General features: G+C 43.9%; 12 protein-coding genes. 5 read left to right on the forward strand and 7 right to left on the reverse strand.

Going from position 1 to position 19,728, the window contains the following annotated elements:
• Positions 1–26: 26 nt before the first annotated feature.
• The 7 genes from FCL46_RS12225 to FCL46_RS12255 all read right to left on the reverse strand — a co-directional run bounded on the left by FCL46_RS12225 (position 27) and on the right by FCL46_RS12255 (position 12,146).
• Positions 27–6,260, reverse strand: a complete 6,234-nt coding sequence (locus tag FCL46_RS12225) for a pilus assembly protein (protein WP_136808408.1) — start codon at positions 6,258–6,260, stop codon at positions 27–29.
• A gap of 68 nt (positions 6,261–6,328) precedes the next feature.
• Positions 6,329–6,958: a pilus assembly PilX family protein gene (locus FCL46_RS12230; protein ID WP_136808409.1), complete on the reverse strand. Its 630-nt coding sequence runs from the start codon at positions 6,956–6,958 to the stop codon at positions 6,329–6,331.
• 1 nt (position 6,959) lies between these two features.
• Positions 6,960–7,346, reverse strand: a complete 387-nt coding sequence (locus FCL46_RS12235; RefSeq protein ID WP_217909620.1) for a type IV pilus modification PilV family protein — start codon at positions 7,344–7,346, stop codon at positions 6,960–6,962.
• 19 nt (positions 7,347–7,365) lie between these two features.
• A complete protein-coding gene (locus tag FCL46_RS12240; RefSeq protein ID WP_136808411.1) occupies positions 7,366–8,289 on the reverse strand; it encodes a prepilin-type N-terminal cleavage/methylation domain-containing protein in 924 nt (307 codons plus the stop codon).
• Positions 8,290–8,299: 10 nt separating this feature from the next.
• Complete coding sequence (locus FCL46_RS12245) at positions 8,300–8,809, reverse strand: GspH/FimT family pseudopilin (RefSeq protein WP_136808412.1); 510 nt, start codon at positions 8,807–8,809, stop codon at positions 8,300–8,302.
• Positions 8,810–9,216: 407 nt separating this feature from the next.
• Positions 9,217–10,590: a sigma-54-dependent transcriptional regulator gene (locus FCL46_RS12250; RefSeq protein ID WP_136808413.1), complete on the reverse strand. Its 1,374-nt coding sequence runs from the start codon at positions 10,588–10,590 to the stop codon at positions 9,217–9,219.
• The gene (locus FCL46_RS12255; protein ID WP_136808414.1) at positions 10,587–12,146 is read right to left on the reverse strand and encodes a sensor histidine kinase; all 1,560 of its coding nucleotides are present in this window, start codon (positions 12,144–12,146) and stop codon (positions 10,587–10,589) included. The genes FCL46_RS12250 and FCL46_RS12255 overlap by 4 nt, the downstream gene beginning before the upstream one ends.
• 540 nt (positions 12,147–12,686) lie before the next feature.
• Between FCL46_RS12255 and FCL46_RS12260 the strand changes: the two genes are divergently transcribed.
• The 5 genes from FCL46_RS12260 to FCL46_RS12280 all read left to right on the forward strand — a co-directional run bounded on the left by FCL46_RS12260 (position 12,687) and on the right by FCL46_RS12280 (position 19,726).
• Positions 12,687–13,226 carry a GspH/FimT family pseudopilin gene (locus FCL46_RS12260; RefSeq protein ID WP_176371602.1) on the forward strand — a complete coding sequence of 180 codons (540 nt, stop codon included), beginning with the start codon at positions 12,687–12,689 and terminating at the stop codon, positions 13,224–13,226.
• A gap of 1 nt (position 13,227) precedes the next feature.
• Positions 13,228–13,962 carry a prepilin-type N-terminal cleavage/methylation domain-containing protein gene (locus FCL46_RS12265; RefSeq protein WP_136808415.1) on the forward strand — a complete coding sequence of 245 codons (735 nt, stop codon included), beginning with the start codon at positions 13,228–13,230 and terminating at the stop codon, positions 13,960–13,962.
• A gap of 1 nt (position 13,963) precedes the next feature.
• A complete protein-coding gene (locus FCL46_RS12270; RefSeq protein WP_167505928.1) occupies positions 13,964–14,392 on the forward strand; it encodes a type IV pilus modification PilV family protein in 429 nt (142 codons plus the stop codon).
• Positions 14,392–14,943: a pilus assembly PilX family protein gene (locus FCL46_RS12275; RefSeq protein ID WP_136808417.1), complete on the forward strand. Its 552-nt coding sequence runs from the start codon at positions 14,392–14,394 to the stop codon at positions 14,941–14,943. The genes FCL46_RS12270 and FCL46_RS12275 overlap by 1 nt, the downstream gene beginning before the upstream one ends.
• A 64-nt stretch (positions 14,944–15,007) precedes the next feature.
• Positions 15,008–19,726, forward strand: coding sequence for a BACON domain-containing protein (locus FCL46_RS12280; protein WP_167505929.1), 4,719 nt, complete (start codon positions 15,008–15,010; stop codon positions 19,724–19,726).
• The last annotated feature ends 2 nt before the right edge of the window (positions 19,727–19,728 follow it).

A 19,728-nucleotide genomic window follows, 5' to 3' on the forward strand; every position in this document is an offset into this window, starting at 1 on the left:
GTAACATAAATCACACATTGAAACGTTTATGGAATATACTCTTTCCATTTGCTTCGACCGCTTTTGTACGCCTTAATCGGCAGATTTTCCTGCTGAATCTCTTTAATTTCACCAGTACTTGTCTGAACAAACGCTCGTGGTCCTTCACTACCACCTGAGCCGGTATGCAGGTTTGGTGTTGTGGCCAGACCACGTCCAAGATCAAGCTTGTTTTCTACGTTCCCATAAGCATCCAACCCTTCGTCGCCAAAGACGTTTTCATACCATGAGGTACCGGTTTTATAATATACTGCATACAGGTAGGCCTCGCCTTCAGCCTGACATACATCGCTAAAAGGCTGATACGTAGTAAACGTAAGCAGTCCACCAAGCAGTGTTCCCTGACCAAGATTTCTTTCCCTGTTGGTATACGGCCAGAAATCCTTATACCAGCCATCTGTACAATCAGCATTATCGTTAGTGCAATCGCCTACAGGGATCCCGGCAACATATTTTTCAAGCGCTGCAAAGTACGCAGTGTCAGGAGTTGTTCCCTGACGGATTACTGCTGGTACACATGTTAATGTACTGCCACCACCAAGCGGCGAACCATTAGTTGTGTCTGTGGTATCAAGGCAGGAAAGTTTTGAATACCTGGCTTCAGATGACTGAGCAACGAGTATGTTATCTACTCGCAAGAGACCTCGATCACCCGCACCATTGTTGCCCATCCCGGTATCAGCCCCGGTAGTAGGATTGATATTATCGGTGAATTCAACCTCTCCCCAGAGAAAACTTTGTGGGTCACCGGTTGTACCGTCAAAGATCATTGGTTCCTTGATACCAAAGAATGTCTGTTGATTAGTGTCTGTTTTGTCACGAGGATCCCAAAATCTTCCTGTCCCGAAATACACCCAGAAGTTCCTGCCATCATATCCCACAGATGGCGCTGAACTAATCGGCCTGTTATCGCCCGACAAATCAATCAGAGGCAGAATCTGCCACTCATTCGGGGTAGTAGGCACCTGCTCTACACCATTCCCGTACGTACTGGAACCACCAGATATTGGTCGTGTAACAAGACGATACATCTTACCACCGCCATCCCACTCCGTAGTTTCGTCGGCATTGGTGATGAAGTTTCCTTCAGTTGTGCCGAAATAGACAGTGTCAGCCATGTAGTCAAAGGTACTTGGACTAATATCAAAATCTACAGTAATTAAATCTGAGGTAAATCCATTCGGTGATCCAGCCAGATCAAAGGTTCCACCCGAGGCCCCGGAAGTTGGAGCAGTAGCCGGGATTCGTAGAGCTGTTTTTCCGCTGGAATCTGCTACGTCAGTACCATTGAGCCATGAAAGCGGGATTACACTCACCTTGGCATTCTGATCACTTACACCTTCCACAGCATCTGGGCCATGAGGTCCACTTCCCAGAATAAGATACCATTCATTTGCTTCAGGCCCATCTACACCGAACCCATCCGCATGCGTTGCCGGATTTTTCATGATTACCATGGTAGGGATTGCTGCTGAGTAACCGAGATCTACATAATTTGGGTTACCACTGTTATCAAGCGTCTGGGTAAGTTCGCCCAGAACAATCGGCGGTGCCTCAGGATTAGTAATATCCAATATGAAATATGATGAGATGAACCGCCTGTTATCCTCCGCCAGACCATCTGTAGGATCTACACTGACCTCATATGCATTTGCCGGCGCACCACCCAGTCGCATTCCACCAACGAGAATTGTTCCCCAGCCATCCGGATGATAACATCCAGCGGCGGTAGGTGTGGAATTACCACCAGCATCGGTGCAGCTTGACTCCTCCTGAAAGATCTTCACATCAAAAATACGCGGACGAAGATCGATAAAGTATTTATGGGCATATGCCTCATCTGTCAGACAACTTAAATGTGGCAATATATTATACGGAATATATGACCACATTTCTGCACCAAGAGCCGGAAAATTGCCCGCACTCTCGTCACAGTTACCGCTTGCATCTTCTGTAGACGTTAAACAGAATTTCTTTTCATCTTCTTTATAAAAACCTCCATTAACAGCAGACAACATACCATTATTTTTACCATAATAGATCATATGGCGACGGTCTTTATGCGCTGCTACAAATCTGGCATAGGATCTGTCTCTGTAGAGAAACTGAAATCCTTCTGCAGGTTCAGACACTGTCATTGGTGTTGAATGAATTGTATCAGGATGCCTGTACGTTAAGAGTGTCGTACCTCCTTCCTGATCAGGCAATTGACGACTACGCATGATTTTATCAAGTCGCCCGTTACCGTTGAGATCTTCACCTGCATCAAGAATCCCGTCATTATTTGTATCTTCGTTGATCAAAGAGTCTGCGCCTCTTGACCAACTGACGATTGCATCAACCTCTTCACTGGTAGCTACGCCAAAATCGGCATAGACTGGCGAGCGTGTCCCGCTGACAGGAAGATCATTCGATGATGCGTCAAGGGCAAGCCCCTCTACAAAAGGCCGTACTTCATCATCATCGTCAACAACCCCATCATAATCGTCATCAACGATTCCGTTATTATTCAGATCAATCCAGGTAAAAATATATCGTTCTTTATCGTCAGAAAGGTACGTCCTGTTCGATGAAGTTAAAAGCGCTGGATCGTTTAACCACCCAGCAGCTTCCCAGAGGAATTTTACGTCCTCAAGATCTTTTGAATTTGTGCAGGTTCCAGTATCGAAAACAAGTGAATTAAAACATGCCTTTGACTTCCCTGCAGTTTCATCAAAGTAGATAATAACACGCAAATCAGTGCCATCTAATATACCATTATTATTTGCGTCCTCTGAGTAATCAAGCTTGCCATCACCATCAATATCCTCTCCGGCGCTGAGCAAACCATCATTGTTTGCATCCTCATCCACGTCCAGAACTCCATCTCCATCGATATCTTCTGATGGTTCGAGAGTTCTGTTCTGGTCTGTATCCTCAAACATATAGCCGGCGTCGTTGATGAACAACGCATGTACATCACCAACCCACTCGACCTTATATTCGGAACCGTCCTGATGATTACGATTGAGTTCCGGCCAGAAAATAGCCTGATAGATAGCACCTTCACCACCACGTGATGATGAAATAACTGATGCAGCAGAACCTGCAGAAGATCTCTGCCTGAGTTCATTGAATTTTTCCAGCAGGTTATTCTCAAGATCTTCAGGATTTTCACCTAAAACTAGACCGGTCCCGCCGTTTTCTGCCGCACTCCTGATTAACTCATCAGGACTACACTCATCATTCCCTGTATCCCTCAGCGTACCGGCAACAACAATATGTGTTGTAATGTTTTGCTTCTCTTTTTCATCAATGTTGCCATCTCCATCTGAATCTTCCCCAGTGGAAAGTGTAGAATTGGCACCATACAAACTTACCGCATCGCTGTTCTTGGCAAAATAGGTCAAGTCATCAAGATATGTACTTGCGTTTAAATCATTAGGGCATGTCGCATCCGAGGCTTGATCACCATCATTGATTGCAGCGTTACCAACAAAATCAATAACATCCTGATTGATATCAGCCGTCGATGCCCCTTCAGTTATTATCAGAATATGGTTTTCCTGACACCAGTTGACAACAGGATCTGGATTTTCAATCTGCGCCCAGGTTACTCCTGCATCATCAGTCGGCTCTGTACCGCTTGATGTACCTGTAGTAGTAGCCTGGAAATAGATTGTATCTCCGCCTGCATCTGTGGATGTCACCACATCGCCGATCGTATATGCTGTAGCATTAGCCCAGCCGCCTGCACTTACCTGAAAGTCATCATCATTGAGACGGAGATCAGTGCGTTGGGTGTAATAACCTATTGCGTTATATACTGCCTCTGCAAGAGGTGTCCATGAAGTCGCCCGAGTATCGTTTACGGCAACCACAACATCTTCTATATGCTGGCGTCCTCCACCGACATCAGCAGAACCCAGAATAATATTTGATCTAACTTCGGCACCATCCTGCGTATTACCAGGACAATACTGCTCAATGATGTCAGTTGTGTCTGCTGCATCACATTCAGTTTTTGCACCATTATCATTAAACGCCATGACCCCGATACGCAGGTCTTCTTTTACTTCCTGAAGAATCCCTTCCGGCGTATCACTTGAAGCAATATAGCCTTTAAACACCTTCAAAGGATGTATCACACCCAATTGCGACAATACACCTGAATCGATAAGGATGGCCGGAAGATTCCCGGAACTAGATGTCTGTGTAATCTGATCGCTTGGATCAATTACTTCAGGAATTCGAAGGTCGGCACAATAATCTTCCATCGCCTGGTAGACGCAAACCCACTGAGCGTTATTGAGCACGTTTCCATTATTATCAATCAGACCAGCATAATTAGTATTAGCATAGGTCAAGTCTGGAGCTACTGTTGCGGTATCACCGTCTATTTCGCCACTAAACTCAGTCGCAACTACAGGAACACAAGTGGTTATTAAATCATCGGACTGTACGTAAATAAGACTATAAACATCCTTCTTGCACTCATTCTTCCCAGCATTATAATCGTCACACTCGTAATTATAACCATCTTCGTTTTTAAACATTTCCTGGCTGTACGTACAGGGATTACCGTCACACCCACCATCTGCAAGAGCTAAGGCAGGTTTTGCAATACACGTAACAGCTCCTCCACCACCGGTATCCCAACAGCGTCCGACATAACCACTTCGCTCATCATGGGGCTTGTCAGCATCAAAAATTCCTGAGCAATGGTATGTGCTTACGAATGAAGAAATCTCTCCAGGCCCTATTGCACCATATACCGTAGGGCAGGAACCAGCTCCACCACCAGTAGTCGCATATATTTTGCTGAGATTATAGTTACTTTGCCAACAATATTGTAGCCCATGGTTCAATGCCGCACGTTGATCATATGCTGAAGCATCTACTCCTGGAGCAGGCTCTAGACAATTATCGACTTTGTTCTGGTCGCCCTGGATAGAACCATCAAGAGACGCCTCAATGACAGGAGCACACTTTCCATAGTCAAAGCCGTTCTCACTCACATTAAGAATCTCAATTCGAGTGACATCATCAACGGAATCAATCTGATCCCATAAAATCTCTTGCCCTGAGGCTTGAGGGCCTCGAACACGCAATGTGAGGTATTCATCATCAGCAGTAGTTGCCAGTCCATTACTTAGAACCACCTGCTTTACAAACCCGCGATCTCCACACCCACGGTTTTCTGAGATCAGCAGATCTCGTATGTCATCATACTTTCCGCCAGTTAAAATATTTTTCTGAATATCAAATTTTGAGGCGGAAACCCAATTAAGGAAATTCCCTCTCGCGTAAAAAGCAGTGACCTCAACAGGAGTTACGGTATCTTTTACACTTACACAAACATCAGAATTATACGAAGCAGTACCCGAGGCAGCAATACAACCCAAATTGGCATTTACAGCCCCTCCAGCGACAACAACATATTTACCTTCATCAATATGAGTCCATCCAATAATATCGTCATCGGGAGAGTCCCCCATAGCCGGCCCGCCACCTGTCGCTTCAAATATTTTCCCTTCATATGAAACGATATCGCCTACGGCATAGGTCGTATCCGAAAGCCAGGATGAATTTTGATTATTCCATTCGCATCCTATGTCTGAAGCTAATGTTTCTCCATCTGTGTTGTCGGGGTCATTGGATACACAGGCTTTTTGCGCTATATATACACGGTCACCATCAGTTACTGTATCCCCCGCCGCATAAGCAGTATCATCTGCCCACCTGTCAAAAGATTTCTTCCAGCCTTCATAATCAAAGACCTTATCCCAGGTACAGGCGGTGTCATCATAAAGATAACTGCCGGTGGCGGTACAATCTTCATATGCCTGGTATATGATGCCATTTACATAAACCCTGTCCCCTTCATCATATTCTTCACCTGACTCCCATTGTTGATAAGGGCCATCCTGCCATTGGTACCAGACATCCTGACCACTGGAGTCCTCCACCTCATAAATCCCGATATAGACATCAGCAGTATCATATGAATCATCAAAACACTGCGATTCATCAGGATCAGTATATGCCATATCGAGCATACTTCCGGAGTTATCAATGACCAACAGGAGGTTTGACTTTACGCCATATGAAAGAAACGGGGGTTCAGCTACCCCTGAACTGCATACATCAGCGGCATACGCTTTCTCGACCCTCAATCCTGTTAAAGCAAGCATCCCAAGCCCTACCAGGAAGATAGCAATTGATTTGTGTTTCCATTTCATATCTTCACCATCCTGCTTTTCTAATTTACAATTTTTCATTTTTTAGATGAAGTGAATACGTTAGTCGATCAATAGTTACAGCTACTTTCATCACCTACGAGGTGTCGCCAGCCGAACAACACTATTGATTCACTCAAGCCGGCCCCCATATGCCTTGAATAAATATCGTAAAGAAGCGATACGCCACCAGCTGCGGCAGATTTCCCTTTTCTTTCATAGCCAGCCGCCATCATTAATGCACCTCCAGCCTGCATACTTGTTGATCCCACCACATACCCAAAACTCTGTTCAGGAGAACCGACTGGATATACGAAATCTGCAGAAGCATCAGTCATTATTGAATTATCAATGTTTAATGTCGTGAAACGAGTGTCGGTGTAGGAGTTGTAGGCCATATCACGAGTATTGACTGTAATGGTTCCCTCAAGTGTACCAGTAGAAAATCCGGTAACACAGTTGAGATTCTGTTCCAGTACTTCAGCGCCAAGCACAGCCCCTGCCTCAGCCGCATAAAAAGTCTCTTTATGCAATTTATCGTTACCCGCAATCTGCAACTCCTGTGAGGTATTGATGGTAGTCGATATGCCTATTAGGGTTAAAATGACCATCACAAGCAATGCGGTAACCAGCACAAACCCACGTTCATTGCTATTTCTTGAGAGAAGTGTTTGAAATATTCGCGTGATTTTTTCGTTCATATCATTTCACAAATTTGGCCTTGATATAATTTACGACAACGCTTCTCTGTTGCCCGTCATCCTGACTTGTGACAGTGATTACAATTGATTTAGTTTCCGGCATCGGCGTGGCATCAGTAACATTCCAGGTGGTCGTATATTTACCGTTGGTTGAGGTTGTGCTACCGTTAGTTAGATCTGCGTAGTCCATAGCAAACACCCTTTCAACTGAGTCGGCTGCCCACGTCCCCCCCGTTGTAAGTATATTTGCTGTAGCATTTCCCTTTATCCCTGTAGTCTGCATTGATGTGAGCGCGATAATACCTATGGAAAGAATTACCATCGCAATCAACACCTCAATCAGGGTAAACCCCTCTTCTCGTAATGAAACTGATTGTATTTTTTTCATGCTTTCCATTCTTTTCATGCTATAGCCCGGTATTTCTGAAATAGATCGAGAATTCGAGTAACCGTCGCCTAAAATTGTCAGCAACTGTTATCTGCCTGTCGGCCACAATATATGTCGATGTATTTGAAAACTTAGGATCGTCTTTTTTGGCTCTGGATAATGCCCAGATTCGTGCAGACCGTATATACGCTATCTCTACGTTAGCCACCGCATTAAACGGAGCACCGGTTATAGCGGAACCACCTGCTGTATCATTTACATCAACCACACCGTCATCATTGGTATCGATCCCGACATCAAGTCTGTTGTCGTTATCAGTATCAACTCCCCAGATCACATTACCGGCTGCAGTCGTATCCAAGGCTCCATCCCCATCAACATCAAAGGCATAGGCGATTCCTAGAAATTCGATATTTTCGGCAATAAGTTCCCTGTTATTATTAGGTGAGGCAGCAACTACAGTGGACTGAATACTTCTTGTGAGATCAGCAACTCCATCCTGTTCATTAGCATCGTTGTCAGGAAAATCAGCAAGCGAATAGGTCAGAACCTCATTGGGGTCATCAAGTACCCCATCTTCGTCGAGGTCTGTGGTAAACTGAATTGATGAGTTCCCATTAGCATCGAGACCATAGGCCAAATTACGTTTCGTGATATCACGAAGAGCAAAAACTGTGGCTCCTGCTCCATCAGGATTATACCCCACCATGCGAAAATCAGATTCCATCATGGCGGTGCCAGCCCGAAGATTCTGCTGCATCACGGTGACCTGACTCTGGGCATTGTAATGATCGTCCTGCGCGACAAACAGAACATATATTGCGCCAACCACCAGAGTGGATATCCCCATCGCAATAATCAGCTCTATCATTGTAAAACCATGATTTGAGCACGACCAGATCGTTTTTTTACTGCCCAGTTTTTTGATTATTCTGTTTGACATGCTCTATCCCTTATTCCATTTTCACTCCGCCGGAAACCAGCAGTGTAACCTTACGAGTTCTCGGTATTTTTACATGACCAAGTGTTACCGAACCAGTTCCGCCTGAAGCAACCCCTCGTGCCGTAAATCCACCACGGTCATTAGTAAACGTTGTCGCGGAAAGGCATACACCGGCGGTTAAATTCACACTGTAAAATGAAGTTTCACTCCCAGTCATTTGATTGTCTTTTGCTGATCCTGTATTGTCCGGGCCGCCATCATCAATAAACATGCGGTAACTTCCACCTTCCGGTGGACAGGCAACTTTTGTGAATTCAAAGCCGACATTTCGGTTTGATTTGATAGCCATCGATTTTGCACGCTGCATCGCAGCATGTAATTCCTGCGCCGCCCCTTTAAGCCTGTAGTTAGGAACCCATTTATTCAAACCTGAAAACACGACCGCGCTCAGAATTGAAATAATTCCAATCACAACCATCATCTCGACAAGGGTAAAACCTCCAGCCTTTATTGCTTTCACGTTTTTTTCACTGTTCAGATACAATTCAAGCCTCCAAAGAGTAGATGTATTTCGCACATTGAACACACACCGTTCTATCCCTATTAATTATCCACAAAAATTCATTTTACTCCAATTGTTTGTTATTTTTAATGTATACCGCTACAGTTGAGACATCTGCAAATACGATGCCATCGGCTGGACCTATACTAATTCCTCTTAGAATAGGTCTATATTTTGGTCAATTAGAGAGAACTTATCTTAGTGAGGGTAAGCTGGAATTGAATACTTTGTGTGCATATGACGCATACTGATAGAGGAATGTAAAAAAAGTTACTACTAGAGATAGGTAGGTGACATTATTTGTCACTCCATAGTTCAGGAAGGACTATTACGAATATTTATTGAGGGATTAAGCTACCAAATCATCATTTGATTCGATATTTCTTAATCTTACTGAGAAGAGAAGGATAGCTGAGTTCAAGCAATTCTGCCGCCTTGCTCTTATTTCCTTTTGTTGCATCCAATGCTTTCCTGATCAGTACAGCTTCCACAGAGCACCTGGCCTTTTTGAGTGAGAAACTATCAAGAGCATCTTCGATGTCAGCACTGGTTGAGCTTTCAAGGTGTACAACATTGGGAAGGTCTCCCTTCATCAAAACTTTATCGCCTGTCATAATCATTGATCGCTCTACGACATTTTCAAGTTCTCTGACATTACCAGGCCAGTCATATTGTAATAGCAGGGCCATAGCTTCATTCGAAATTCCTTCGACATTCAAATGTAACTTTACGTTCAACTTGCTAATGAAATGCTGGCAAAGCAGATGAATATCAGACACTCGCGACCTGAGAGGCGGAATATGAAGATGCATTACATTTAACCTGTAATAAAGATCTTCTCTAAAATCTCCATCCTTTACCGCCTGCTGCAAATCTCTGGATGTCGCTGCGATGATTCGTGCATCAATTTTTTCCTGACGGTTTGCGCCAACCGGTCGAATCTCATTTTCCTGCAGAACACGCAGGAGTTTTACCTGCATAGCTAATGGCAACTCACCAATTTCATCAAGAAATAGCGTCCCTTTATCAGCTTCGGCAAAAATACCCTTCTTGGACTTATCTGCTCCCGTGAATGCGCCCTTCACAAAACCAAATAATTCACTTTCGATGAGATGCTCAGGTATACTCCCGCAATTTATAGCAAGAAAATCCTGAGAGTGGCGAGGTGAAGAACAGTGAATACCTTTCGCCAACAACTCCTTACCAGTGCCGGACTCGCCAGTTATTAATACCGTTGTGTCATAGCTTGCAATCTTTTTAGCAATATTGAAAAGATTCGTCATGATCTCGGAGGAACCCACCATTTTCTCAAAACCTTCTCCGAGTTGAATTTTCTTCAGCGTTGTCTTGAGCTGAATATTTTCAGTTTTCAGAGCCTCCCGTTCTTCAGCTTTTTTCAATGTAAGTAGCACTTCATCAGATTTGAAAGGCTTGGATATATAGTCATACGCTCCAGCTTTCATGGCCTGCAAAGCAAGATCAACGGTCCCATAGGCAGACATCATGATAACTGTTGTGTCTCCAATATATGCAGTGGCGCGTTCTAAAAACTCCATGCCATCCATTTCAGGCATTCGAACATCGCAAAGAATAAAGTCAAACTGTTTTTCAGAAACTGCTTTCAGAGCTGCTTCTCCGTTTTCTGCCTGATCTACAGCATATCCGCTACGCGAAAGCATTGCCCCGAGCATATGGCGCATATTAGCTTCATCATCAACCACTAGTAGCTTTTTCTTCATGATTTCCCTTGATGAGCTTTATGATTTCCGTTTTCTGATAATGGCAAAGATATTTTGAAGCGCGAAAATTCATTCTTCTTACTTTCAACATCTATTCGCCCTCCATATGAACGTATAACCCTGTCCGATACAGCAAGGCCAAGCCCTGTCCCCTGCCCGGGTGCCTTTGTTGTAAAGAACGGCTCAAAAATAAATTCCAGATCTTTTTCATTAATGCCGCTACCATTATCGAGTATTTCTATAATTGCATATTTAACATTCCCAATATTTTGAGGAAATATTTTCAAAGATATCCTGCCTTCGAAAGGCTCATATGGCATATTGGCAACCGCATCCATCGCGTTAATAAGTATATTGAGCAATACCTGATGGAACTGTTCTTTATCGCCAGTAACAAATAGCTTATCTTTTGAATACACAGAATCGACGGAAATTTCCTTTTTGGAAAATGGGACTTCAAGTATTTCCAGCAAGTTGTGAACCAAACGGTTAATTTCCACCCGCTCAGTTTCTATTGTGTTTTTCCGTGTTGTATCAAGAAGTTGCTTCAACAAATTGTCTATTCTTTGAAGCTCCTGACTACCACGTCTTGCGAATTGTTTGCGATCCTCAAAATCAATATCATCGTGTTGAAGGAGTTCGAGATACCCCTGAACAATGGCCACAGGATTCCCGATTTCGTGGGCCAGGCCGGCAAAGAGTCTTCCTGTTGCTGCAAGTTTTTCCGCCCTCACCACCTCACCCTGCGCCAGCTGAAGCTGCTTATTAGCTTCAGCCAGAGATTTGACAGATTCAAACAATCGCTCCCTATCTTGTTCAATCCTGGAAACCATCGAATTCATAGCTCGTGAGAGTTGGCCGAATTCGCTTTCGACTGAGTCAGGGAAAAGCCCTCCACCTTCAGCCACCCGATAGTTTTCAGCGACATGCACAAGATGCTGAACAGGGTCGAACAGCACTTTTCTCAATCGAAAAAAGACAAGCGTGGCGATGATTATGCCGTTTATCAGCATATAAACAAAAACGATTTTTTGTTTATCCCAAAGATCATCTATGAGTCTGGATGTAGTGAGAACAATGCCTATACCTGCGATCTGTCCTTCAGGATCTGTTACTTTTGAGACAGGTGCCGCTACACCGATGACCTCAGGTAAAAAGAAATATGGAAATGTAACACCAGAAAGAGGTTTAACAGTCATGCTGTTTGCTGCAATGGCATCAGTTAATATTGATTCAAATCCTGAATATTCATCGGAATTAAACCACACAAACCTGCCGTCACGCATTTTCACGGTAATGCCAAGACAGTCATCCCCTACCATCGAATGAATTTTCTCATATGCTCTTTGAAGTTTCTGGTTGAGGGAATCATTTGGAGAAAATGAGATTGATCCGGCGTCAAGGTCCGTAAGCACACGTTCTACATAGGTGATTTTTTGTTGAGTCTGATATTGAAATAGCAAGACAAAGGCTACGATATCTATAAGCAACATCGCCAGTACAAGGCCGAGAAATACAGTTATTACAATACGGGTTTTCAATAAATGCGTGCGCATATCACATTCCAGTACACATAAAAGTTAAAGTATAACCATGAAAATATTTTAATTTTAACACAAATTATAAACTTTTTTTACAATTGGCAACACAACCTGCTCTCCGCAATCTTTTCCTGAAATTTCTAACAATTAGTCAGTACAGGTAAAAAAACACGCTTAGCCTTGAAACGCATCAACACACGTCGGGCGTTCCTGTTAGTTTATTATCATCGCCAATACTATTCATCTGTTGTTACAGCAGACTGTATCCAAGCTCAATGAGTTATCTGCAACTCTTTGGGATGTGCAAATACGTTTATAAATATGATAGTGAAAATTAAGCGACCTTCTCTATTAAATTTTTTTAGAATTATACACCTTATTTCAAACACGTTGACTTACCGCCCCTCACGAACAACCACGCTGTAGCACTTCAAACAAACTCTAACAAACTGTTATTTAACAACATTTAAAAACACCCTACCAGCTTACTTTTTATGGTGCAACAATTGCAAATGATGAATCCGACCCCTAAACTCTATATGAGGACTCTGAGATATGCGGCTGCACAACCAACACGGATTCACATTTATAGAAATAGTCGTCGTCATAGTAATCATCGGCGTACTTTCTGTTATCGCGATTCCATCTTTTCTCAACTGGATGCCAAACATCAGGCTGAAAAGTAACGCGAGAGATCTCTATTCAGATATTCAAAATGCAAAACTTGAAGCTGCTAAACGGAGCTCATGCATTGGTGTACGATTTACTACTGTTGCATTCCCAGCTACTGGAGGTGGATACACAGTGTTTCTTGACAATGGAAACGGAACAGGCACAGCATGCAATGGCGTCCAGGACGGAACTGAAACGACTCTCAGATCAAAGACTGTTGCAACACGTGCATCTCTTGTCAGTGCATCCAACATGGGAGGCCCTTCTACTGTATGTTTTGCTCCAACAACTGTTGTTTGCGGCAGTCAATCAGGCAATATCCAGCTCCGTAACAACACGTCCAGATGGTACAGAGTTGTAATTTCTGCTGCCGGTGGAACATCTCTAGAGTCCAGCACAGATGGCGTAAACTGGAGCAACTAAGATGAAAACATTTCAGAAAAACCATGTCGCCCCAGGATTCACACTGATTGAATTACTTATAGTAATGGCAATATCAACAATCATCGTAGCGGCTGTTTATTCGGCCTATGTCACGCAGAATAAAATTTATAATAATCAGGAAGCAGTTGCTGAAATGCAACAGAACCTGAGAGCAGGATTAGGTGCTTTAACACGAGACATACGAATGTCCGGCTACGATCTTCTTGCAACCGCGGATTCAGGTTTTGTTGATAGTGTATCATTTTCTGATGGCGCCTCCCCCACACCTCAAACAGAAACAGTTTTCAGCTCGTCTACCCAGATTGCTTTCACAGCTGATCTTGATGGTGATGGCACCATAGACCTACTTCCCGAAGATATAGATGGAAACACTATTATCGACATGACAGAGATGGAGCAAATTGCCTATCGCCTTAACGGAACCAACCTTGAACGATATTCAACCACCACCGGGACAACTGAATGGCAAATAATTGCAGAAGATATAGACAATTTGGAATTTCAGTACCTTGATCAGGCTGGCAACCCTACTGCGGATCTTGATGCTGTTTATACCATTACGGTTTCCATACTTGCCAGATCAGGAAGGTCAGAACCGGATTTTAATAACAATCAAACCTACTCCACTGCATCGGGAGCAAACTGGACGGTTAATGACAATTTTCGTCGCAGATTTCTCATTAGAACAATTCACTGTAGAAATATGGGTCTGTAAAATGAAATCTCTCTACAACAACAACGGAATGACCTTAATTGAGGTCATTGTGGCGCTTGCCGTTCTCTCCATTGGCATCCTCTCTCTTTACAGCATGCAAATAGGTGCGCTAAACGGAAATGCCATAGCATCAAAAATCACAGAATCATCAAATGCAGCACAAGATAAGATAGAGGAACTGCTCAGTAAAGATTATGGAGACAGCGACTTTAATGTCGGTACTCACACAGAAGGCGGCGTAGCCCCTATCACATCAATCAACTGGGTAGTAACGAGTTGGCGCTCTGACGGAATCAGTAATGATGGCGACACATATATAGATGAATTTGATGAGCGTGGCGTTAAAGCAGTTCAGCTTACTGTTAACTATCTAGATCGAGGAAAGGCTAAAACTACGACAATCAATTTTATAAAAGCTGTGATTTTCTAATGAGAAATATCAATTCGTGCACACCTGTCAGTCAAAACAATCAGGATGGATTTGTCCTTGTACTCAGCTTAATAATGCTTGCCGTTCTTTCAGTTATTGGAATTGCAGCCCTCAACACAACTGATGTTGAATTGCAAATTGCGGGTAATGATAAAGCCGAAAAGGTCGTTTTTTACGGCGCTGAAAGTGGTTGCAGAAGAGGTGGACAGTGGCTGAGAAATTTGCAGATGGTGATTGTCGATGACTATGTCGATTCTGATCTTATGACAGACTATCTCGCAGCCCAAAATTTTAATGCCTCAATGGATGTACATGATATCTCCACCACGGAAGAATCTAATCTCGGGGATGCAAATTATGCTGCAAAATATATTTACGGCATTAAAGAATCTGAAGCATCTCCAGGCACACGATTAGATTGCAGGCCAATCCCTGGTAGTGGCCCGGACTTTCTTGTATGTCTTTATGATGTGAGTTGCACAACGACCACCTCATATGGAGGTTCTAAAGCCATCGATATACGTGTGGCAAAACCGACTCATTTCAATTGATACTTGTCGCATTTTACCCCATCGAATTTCTTGGGTATCATACATGTTTAACAGTGAGGATGTTATGAAAAGATTACACATTTTACCTCTTCTTTTTGCCGCAATATTTCTGGCAAATTCGGCGGTATTTGGTGCGACCACTTTTGAAGTGAAAGTTACTGCTGACAATGATGATGCCGAAGAGCGCTCTGATGGGTCGATGTATCGTGACAGTTCAGATCTTGAGCTGACAAAAGATGGTGGTTACCAGAAGGTTGGTATGCGCTTTAAAGACATCACTATTCCTCAAGGAGCTAAAATCATCACTGCATATATTGAATTTACAGTTGATGAAACCGATGCTGAAGATGGCACACTCACAATAGTTGGCGAAGATATTGATGATGCAGATGGTTTCAGCAGTTCTGACGACGACATAACTAATAGAGCACCCACATCCGCTTCAGTTGACTGGATACTGAGTGATGAAAACCGTTGGGATAGCGTAGGCTCTAAAGAACAGACTCCTGAAATTCGAACTATTGTCCAGGAAATTGTTGACAGGGGTGGCTGGGCCAGCGGCAATGACATGGTCATTATTATATCCGGTAGCGGAGAGCGCGTAGCTGAATCAAAAGATGGCAGCACCTCTAATGCCCCGAAGATCCATATAGAATATGAAGTTGGTCCCGGAGCACCGATCATTGCCATTACCCCCTCAACCTCACTCGGTGCTAATAGTTATGCCGGTACAAATGCAACATCAAATAGTTTTGAGTTAAGCAATGTCGGCTCAGCTGACCTTAACTATACTATCACCGACGACTCTAGCTGGCTCAGCTGCTCATCAAACTGTAGTGGAACGGTTTCTCCCGGCGACTCTGTTACAGTTGGCGCCTCATATAATAATTACACTCTTGGTACCGGTACCTATACTGGTAGATTCACAATTACCGACGCCAATGCTACAAACAACCCATTAGAATATGATGTTATTCTTCTGGTGCAGGCGATTGCAACAGGCTCCACCTGTGGTGACGTTCCTATCTACGCACAAAATCTTGTTAATCCTGCAATCCTTGTACTTCTTGATGTCTCATCAAGCATGAACGCTCAAATGCCGGTTACAAGTGCGGATGACAACCCTAAAACCCCTGATCTTACAAATATAGTAAAGGAAATTTACGATCGCCCGGGTTGGAGTAGTGGCCAAAGCATGACCTTCATTATTACAGGTTCAGGAGAACGGGTAGCAGAATCGTATGATGGTGTTTCGTCTGCAGCTCCTATCTTAACTGTAGAGTATACACTGCCCCTGTCTGCTGACCCTACTGAAACGTTTACCTTTGCAACCAGGGTAACTCAATCAAACGATGACGCTGAAGAAAGCTCAGGTGGCAGTATGAGCCTTACCAGTACAGATCTTGAATTGGTTTACGACGGCAGCAATCAGAAAATCGGTATTCGATTTCAAGATGTTCAGATCCCGGATAATGCAACAATCACTAACGCAACTATAGAATTCACCGTTGATGAGCCGGACTCTACAACAACTACAAACCTTACAATACAAGGTGAAAATACTGACAATTCAAATGTTTTCTCATCTACCGACAAGATATCAACGCGTACAAGAACAACGGCTTCAGTACCTTGGTCAAACATACCGGCCTGGACAGCACCACCATCTAAAGCCCGCTATGTAATTGGTCGGGAAGTTATCAGCGAACTCGTAGAAGACACCTCAATTTCATGGGGTTATGGAACCTGGGCATTTAGTAATTACTCCGGCCCTGGAAGCGGACCAGACACTTCTCTTCTGCCGAACAATCCTTATGGCGCAAGTCAGACAGCACTGTATACAAAAATTCATGAGGGTATAAAAAATAGAAACGCTACTGAAACAGCTGCTCTCAAAGCTACTATCGAAGCGACAACAACAACGAGTGGTACTCCGTTTGGCCCATCGTTACTTGCAGCAAGGGAATATTATGCCGGTAACAAGGCTGATGAAAACAGCAGCATTTACGACTCCACGCTCACCTGTCAGCCTAAGTTCCTTATCGATGTTACTGACGGTTTAGGCTACTCCCCTCACACAAGCGTTAGCATCATCAATCAATACAGCAATTTACTGGCAGATGAAAAGATTAGTTCAGTTGCAGTTGGCTTTGGTCTTGATGATGCTACTCAAGTGTCGGAAATGGCAAAAGTTGCAAACGAAAGAGGCGCTGAAACAGGTTTATATGCTTTACATGAGACAGATCCAATCACAGGTGACGGACTACCGTTTATCGCCCAAAATCAGGAAGAGCTTACGACTGCGCTACAAACTATTACCAATTCGATTAAGCAGCAGATCTTTATTGGTTCCTCACCTGCCCCTTCTACTTCTGTTGACAGCGGAACCTTCGTAATCAATGCCTCATTTAACGCTGCAAACTGGACAGGCGATTTAACGGCCACTCCTTACGATCCGGAAAGCGGTGCCATCATGATGTGTGTTGACGCAATCGGCAACCGGACATGTGACCAGGCAGACATAGTCGGCAAGTGTCTCGATGTCGGCGACCCATCATGTAATGTCACAGATATCGAACTTGGAGAATGCCTCTGCTGGACTGCCAGTGACAATATCCCGGCAGTAAAAAATGCATGGACTGTCGATGGTGCAGTTAGCACAGAAGGTACCCTATTACCTGCAGGTGTTGCAGGAAAATATGTTGACGACCACACTGCGCTTGGCAGCTATGAGGTAGCACTGGATGGTGATAGTTATATTTGCAAGGACATAGGAGATATAATCAAATCCACACCAGTTATTACAGAATCTCCTAACCGTCCGTTTTCGTATGACAACTATCGATTCTTTAAATTCAGCAGTGTAAAAGATCGTAATGATATGCTTTATGTTGGGGTTAATGATGGTGCGATCCATGCTCATAACCTCAGAACCGGCGTAGAGGAATGGCGCTTTTACCCTGAAGCTCTACACCAGAAACTTATTGATACGAATATCTGTGCCAGTGGTTATTGTCATGAGTATTTCGTTGATGGGACTCCTGTTGTTACAGATATCTATCGGGGAACGTCTTTTGATATCTATGCAGACGGGACCCTTATAAAGCCGGGTTGGCGTTCGGTTCTCGTTGCCGGGCTTGGATCTGGCGGTGATGCGTATTTTGCTTTAGATGTCACTTCAGCAAACGCGTTTATCGAAAACGGTTCTGATCCTTTTACCTCAACCATGTATCTCTGGCAGTTTACCGATGATCAACTCGGCATGACCCAGGGCGTACCAGTTACAGCACGAATTGGCAGCTCTGCGGTCACCCTTCCTCAAGCTAACTTTGGCGGATGGGTAACACTATTTGGATCGGGCTATGATACTGGTAGTTCATCATTTAAAGAAGCCTACCTCTATGGAGTAGATGCCTACACCAGTGATTCGGTCTGGCTTGACACGGCTACTTCTACCTATTTCAACAGATTGAAAATGGAGGAAGACGATAGAATTAATTATATGAACCAACTGGGGACAGAGTTTGCTGTTGCCCAGACCGTAACCGGCAAAGATTCTGGTGCAACTGCGGTTATCAGCTCAGTAAACGACACAACCTCAACAGGCACACTTGTACTATCCGCCATAACCGGCACATTTACTGATGGAGAAATCCTTCAAGTTGGTGGCGCAGATATAGCGACACTTTCAGGCCCGATTCACAGTGCATTCTATAACGATGCCCTTTCCGATCCATTTGTCGCCGATCTGGATTACGATTACTTTAGCGACTCCCTGTATATCGGAAATATGTATGGGAGAATGTATAGAGTAAACAATTTTGGCAAAGACGAATCTCCAGTAAAAGGAGTCCTTTTTGATATAGACCCGACTACCGCCACACACAACACCCCGATTCGTGCCGGTGCAAGTGTAGGTTATGATTCCGGGCCTGAAACTATCTGGGTATATTTTGGAACCGGCCGCTTTGAAAGCCAGGCAGACAAGTTTAACACTGAACAACAGTATTTCGTTGGAATGAAAGACTATAAAAGCAGTCCGGTTACAAACTCAACGCTAGCTGACCTTCTTGAACGGCAGACCGCTGCGGTTGATGCAACCTTTAATAGTGAAACCAAAGAGTACCGAGTAATAACAGGTCATTCATATTACTACACAGGTGCAACACCCCTTACTGTTGGTCACACTATGATTGGAACCACGTCAAAAGCCATTGGCACCATCGAGTCTCTCACCAATGTAAATGGTAAAACTATAGTCACATTTGAAGAAGCTGATTTCATAACCAGCGGTAATTTTGTGATGGAGGAAGAAATCTACGACGATTCCGACTCATCAGTCAGAGCAGTCCTGAAAAACCACCCATGGTATTCGAGACTTCAGCAAACAGCAGGCGTCCCTAGTGAGCGCATAGTAGCACGGTCACTCGTCGTTGGCGGCGTTGTCTTCTTCACCAGTTTTATCCCGGATGAAGATGTCTGCGGTGGAAACGGTGCCGCATGGCTTTATGCCCTTGATTACGAAACCGGCCTGCCTCCTTCAGATACGGTATTTGATATCAACGGTGACGGACTATACGATGATAATGACACAGTAGACCAGAACGGAAAGAAATACCCTGTCGCAGCAATATCTATCGGACGTGGAATTCCATCCGCACCTGTCCTTGAAGGTGACATGATTTTTGTGAATACCACAGATGCAGCAAGACCTGGCTTACCAGTCAATCTGCCCAAACTCAAAGCTACTATATCTGCTTGGAAAGATGGTGGTTTTAAATAAAC

Origin of the sequence: Desulfosediminicola flagellatus, from assembly GCF_005116655.2 — a bacterium.
GTDB lineage: Bacteria > Desulfobacterota > Desulfobulbia > Desulfobulbales > Desulfocapsaceae > Desulfopila > Desulfopila flagellata.

Excerpts from the sequence above, each read along its gene's own strand:
- FCL46_RS12225 (WP_136808408.1), bottom strand. The coding sequence starts at position 6,260 with ATGAAATGGAAACACAAATCAATTGCTATCTTCCTGGTAGGGCTTGGG.
- FCL46_RS12230 (WP_136808409.1), bottom strand. The coding sequence starts at position 6,958 with ATGAACGAAAAAATCACGCGAATATTTCAAACACTTCTCTCAAGAAAT.
- FCL46_RS12235 (WP_217909620.1), bottom strand. The coding sequence starts at position 7,346 with ATGAAAAAAATACAATCAGTTTCATTACGAGAAGAGGGGTTTACCCTG.
- FCL46_RS12240 (WP_136808411.1), bottom strand. The coding sequence starts at position 8,289 with ATGTCAAACAGAATAATCAAAAAACTGGGCAGTAAAAAAACGATCTGG.
- FCL46_RS12250 (WP_136808413.1), bottom strand. The coding sequence starts at position 10,590 with ATGAAGAAAAAGCTACTAGTGGTTGATGATGAAGCTAATATGCGCCAT.
- FCL46_RS12255 (WP_136808414.1), bottom strand. The coding sequence starts at position 12,146 with ATGCGCACGCATTTATTGAAAACCCGTATTGTAATAACTGTATTTCTC.
- FCL46_RS12260 (WP_176371602.1), top strand. The coding sequence starts at position 12,687 with ATGCGGCTGCACAACCAACACGGATTCACATTTATAGAAATAGTCGTC.
- FCL46_RS12265 (WP_136808415.1), top strand. The coding sequence starts at position 13,228 with ATGAAAACATTTCAGAAAAACCATGTCGCCCCAGGATTCACACTGATT.
- FCL46_RS12270 (WP_167505928.1), top strand. The coding sequence starts at position 13,964 with ATGAAATCTCTCTACAACAACAACGGAATGACCTTAATTGAGGTCATT.
- FCL46_RS12275 (WP_136808417.1), top strand. The coding sequence starts at position 14,392 with ATGAGAAATATCAATTCGTGCACACCTGTCAGTCAAAACAATCAGGAT.
- FCL46_RS12280 (WP_167505929.1), top strand. The coding sequence starts at position 15,008 with ATGAAAAGATTACACATTTTACCTCTTCTTTTTGCCGCAATATTTCTG.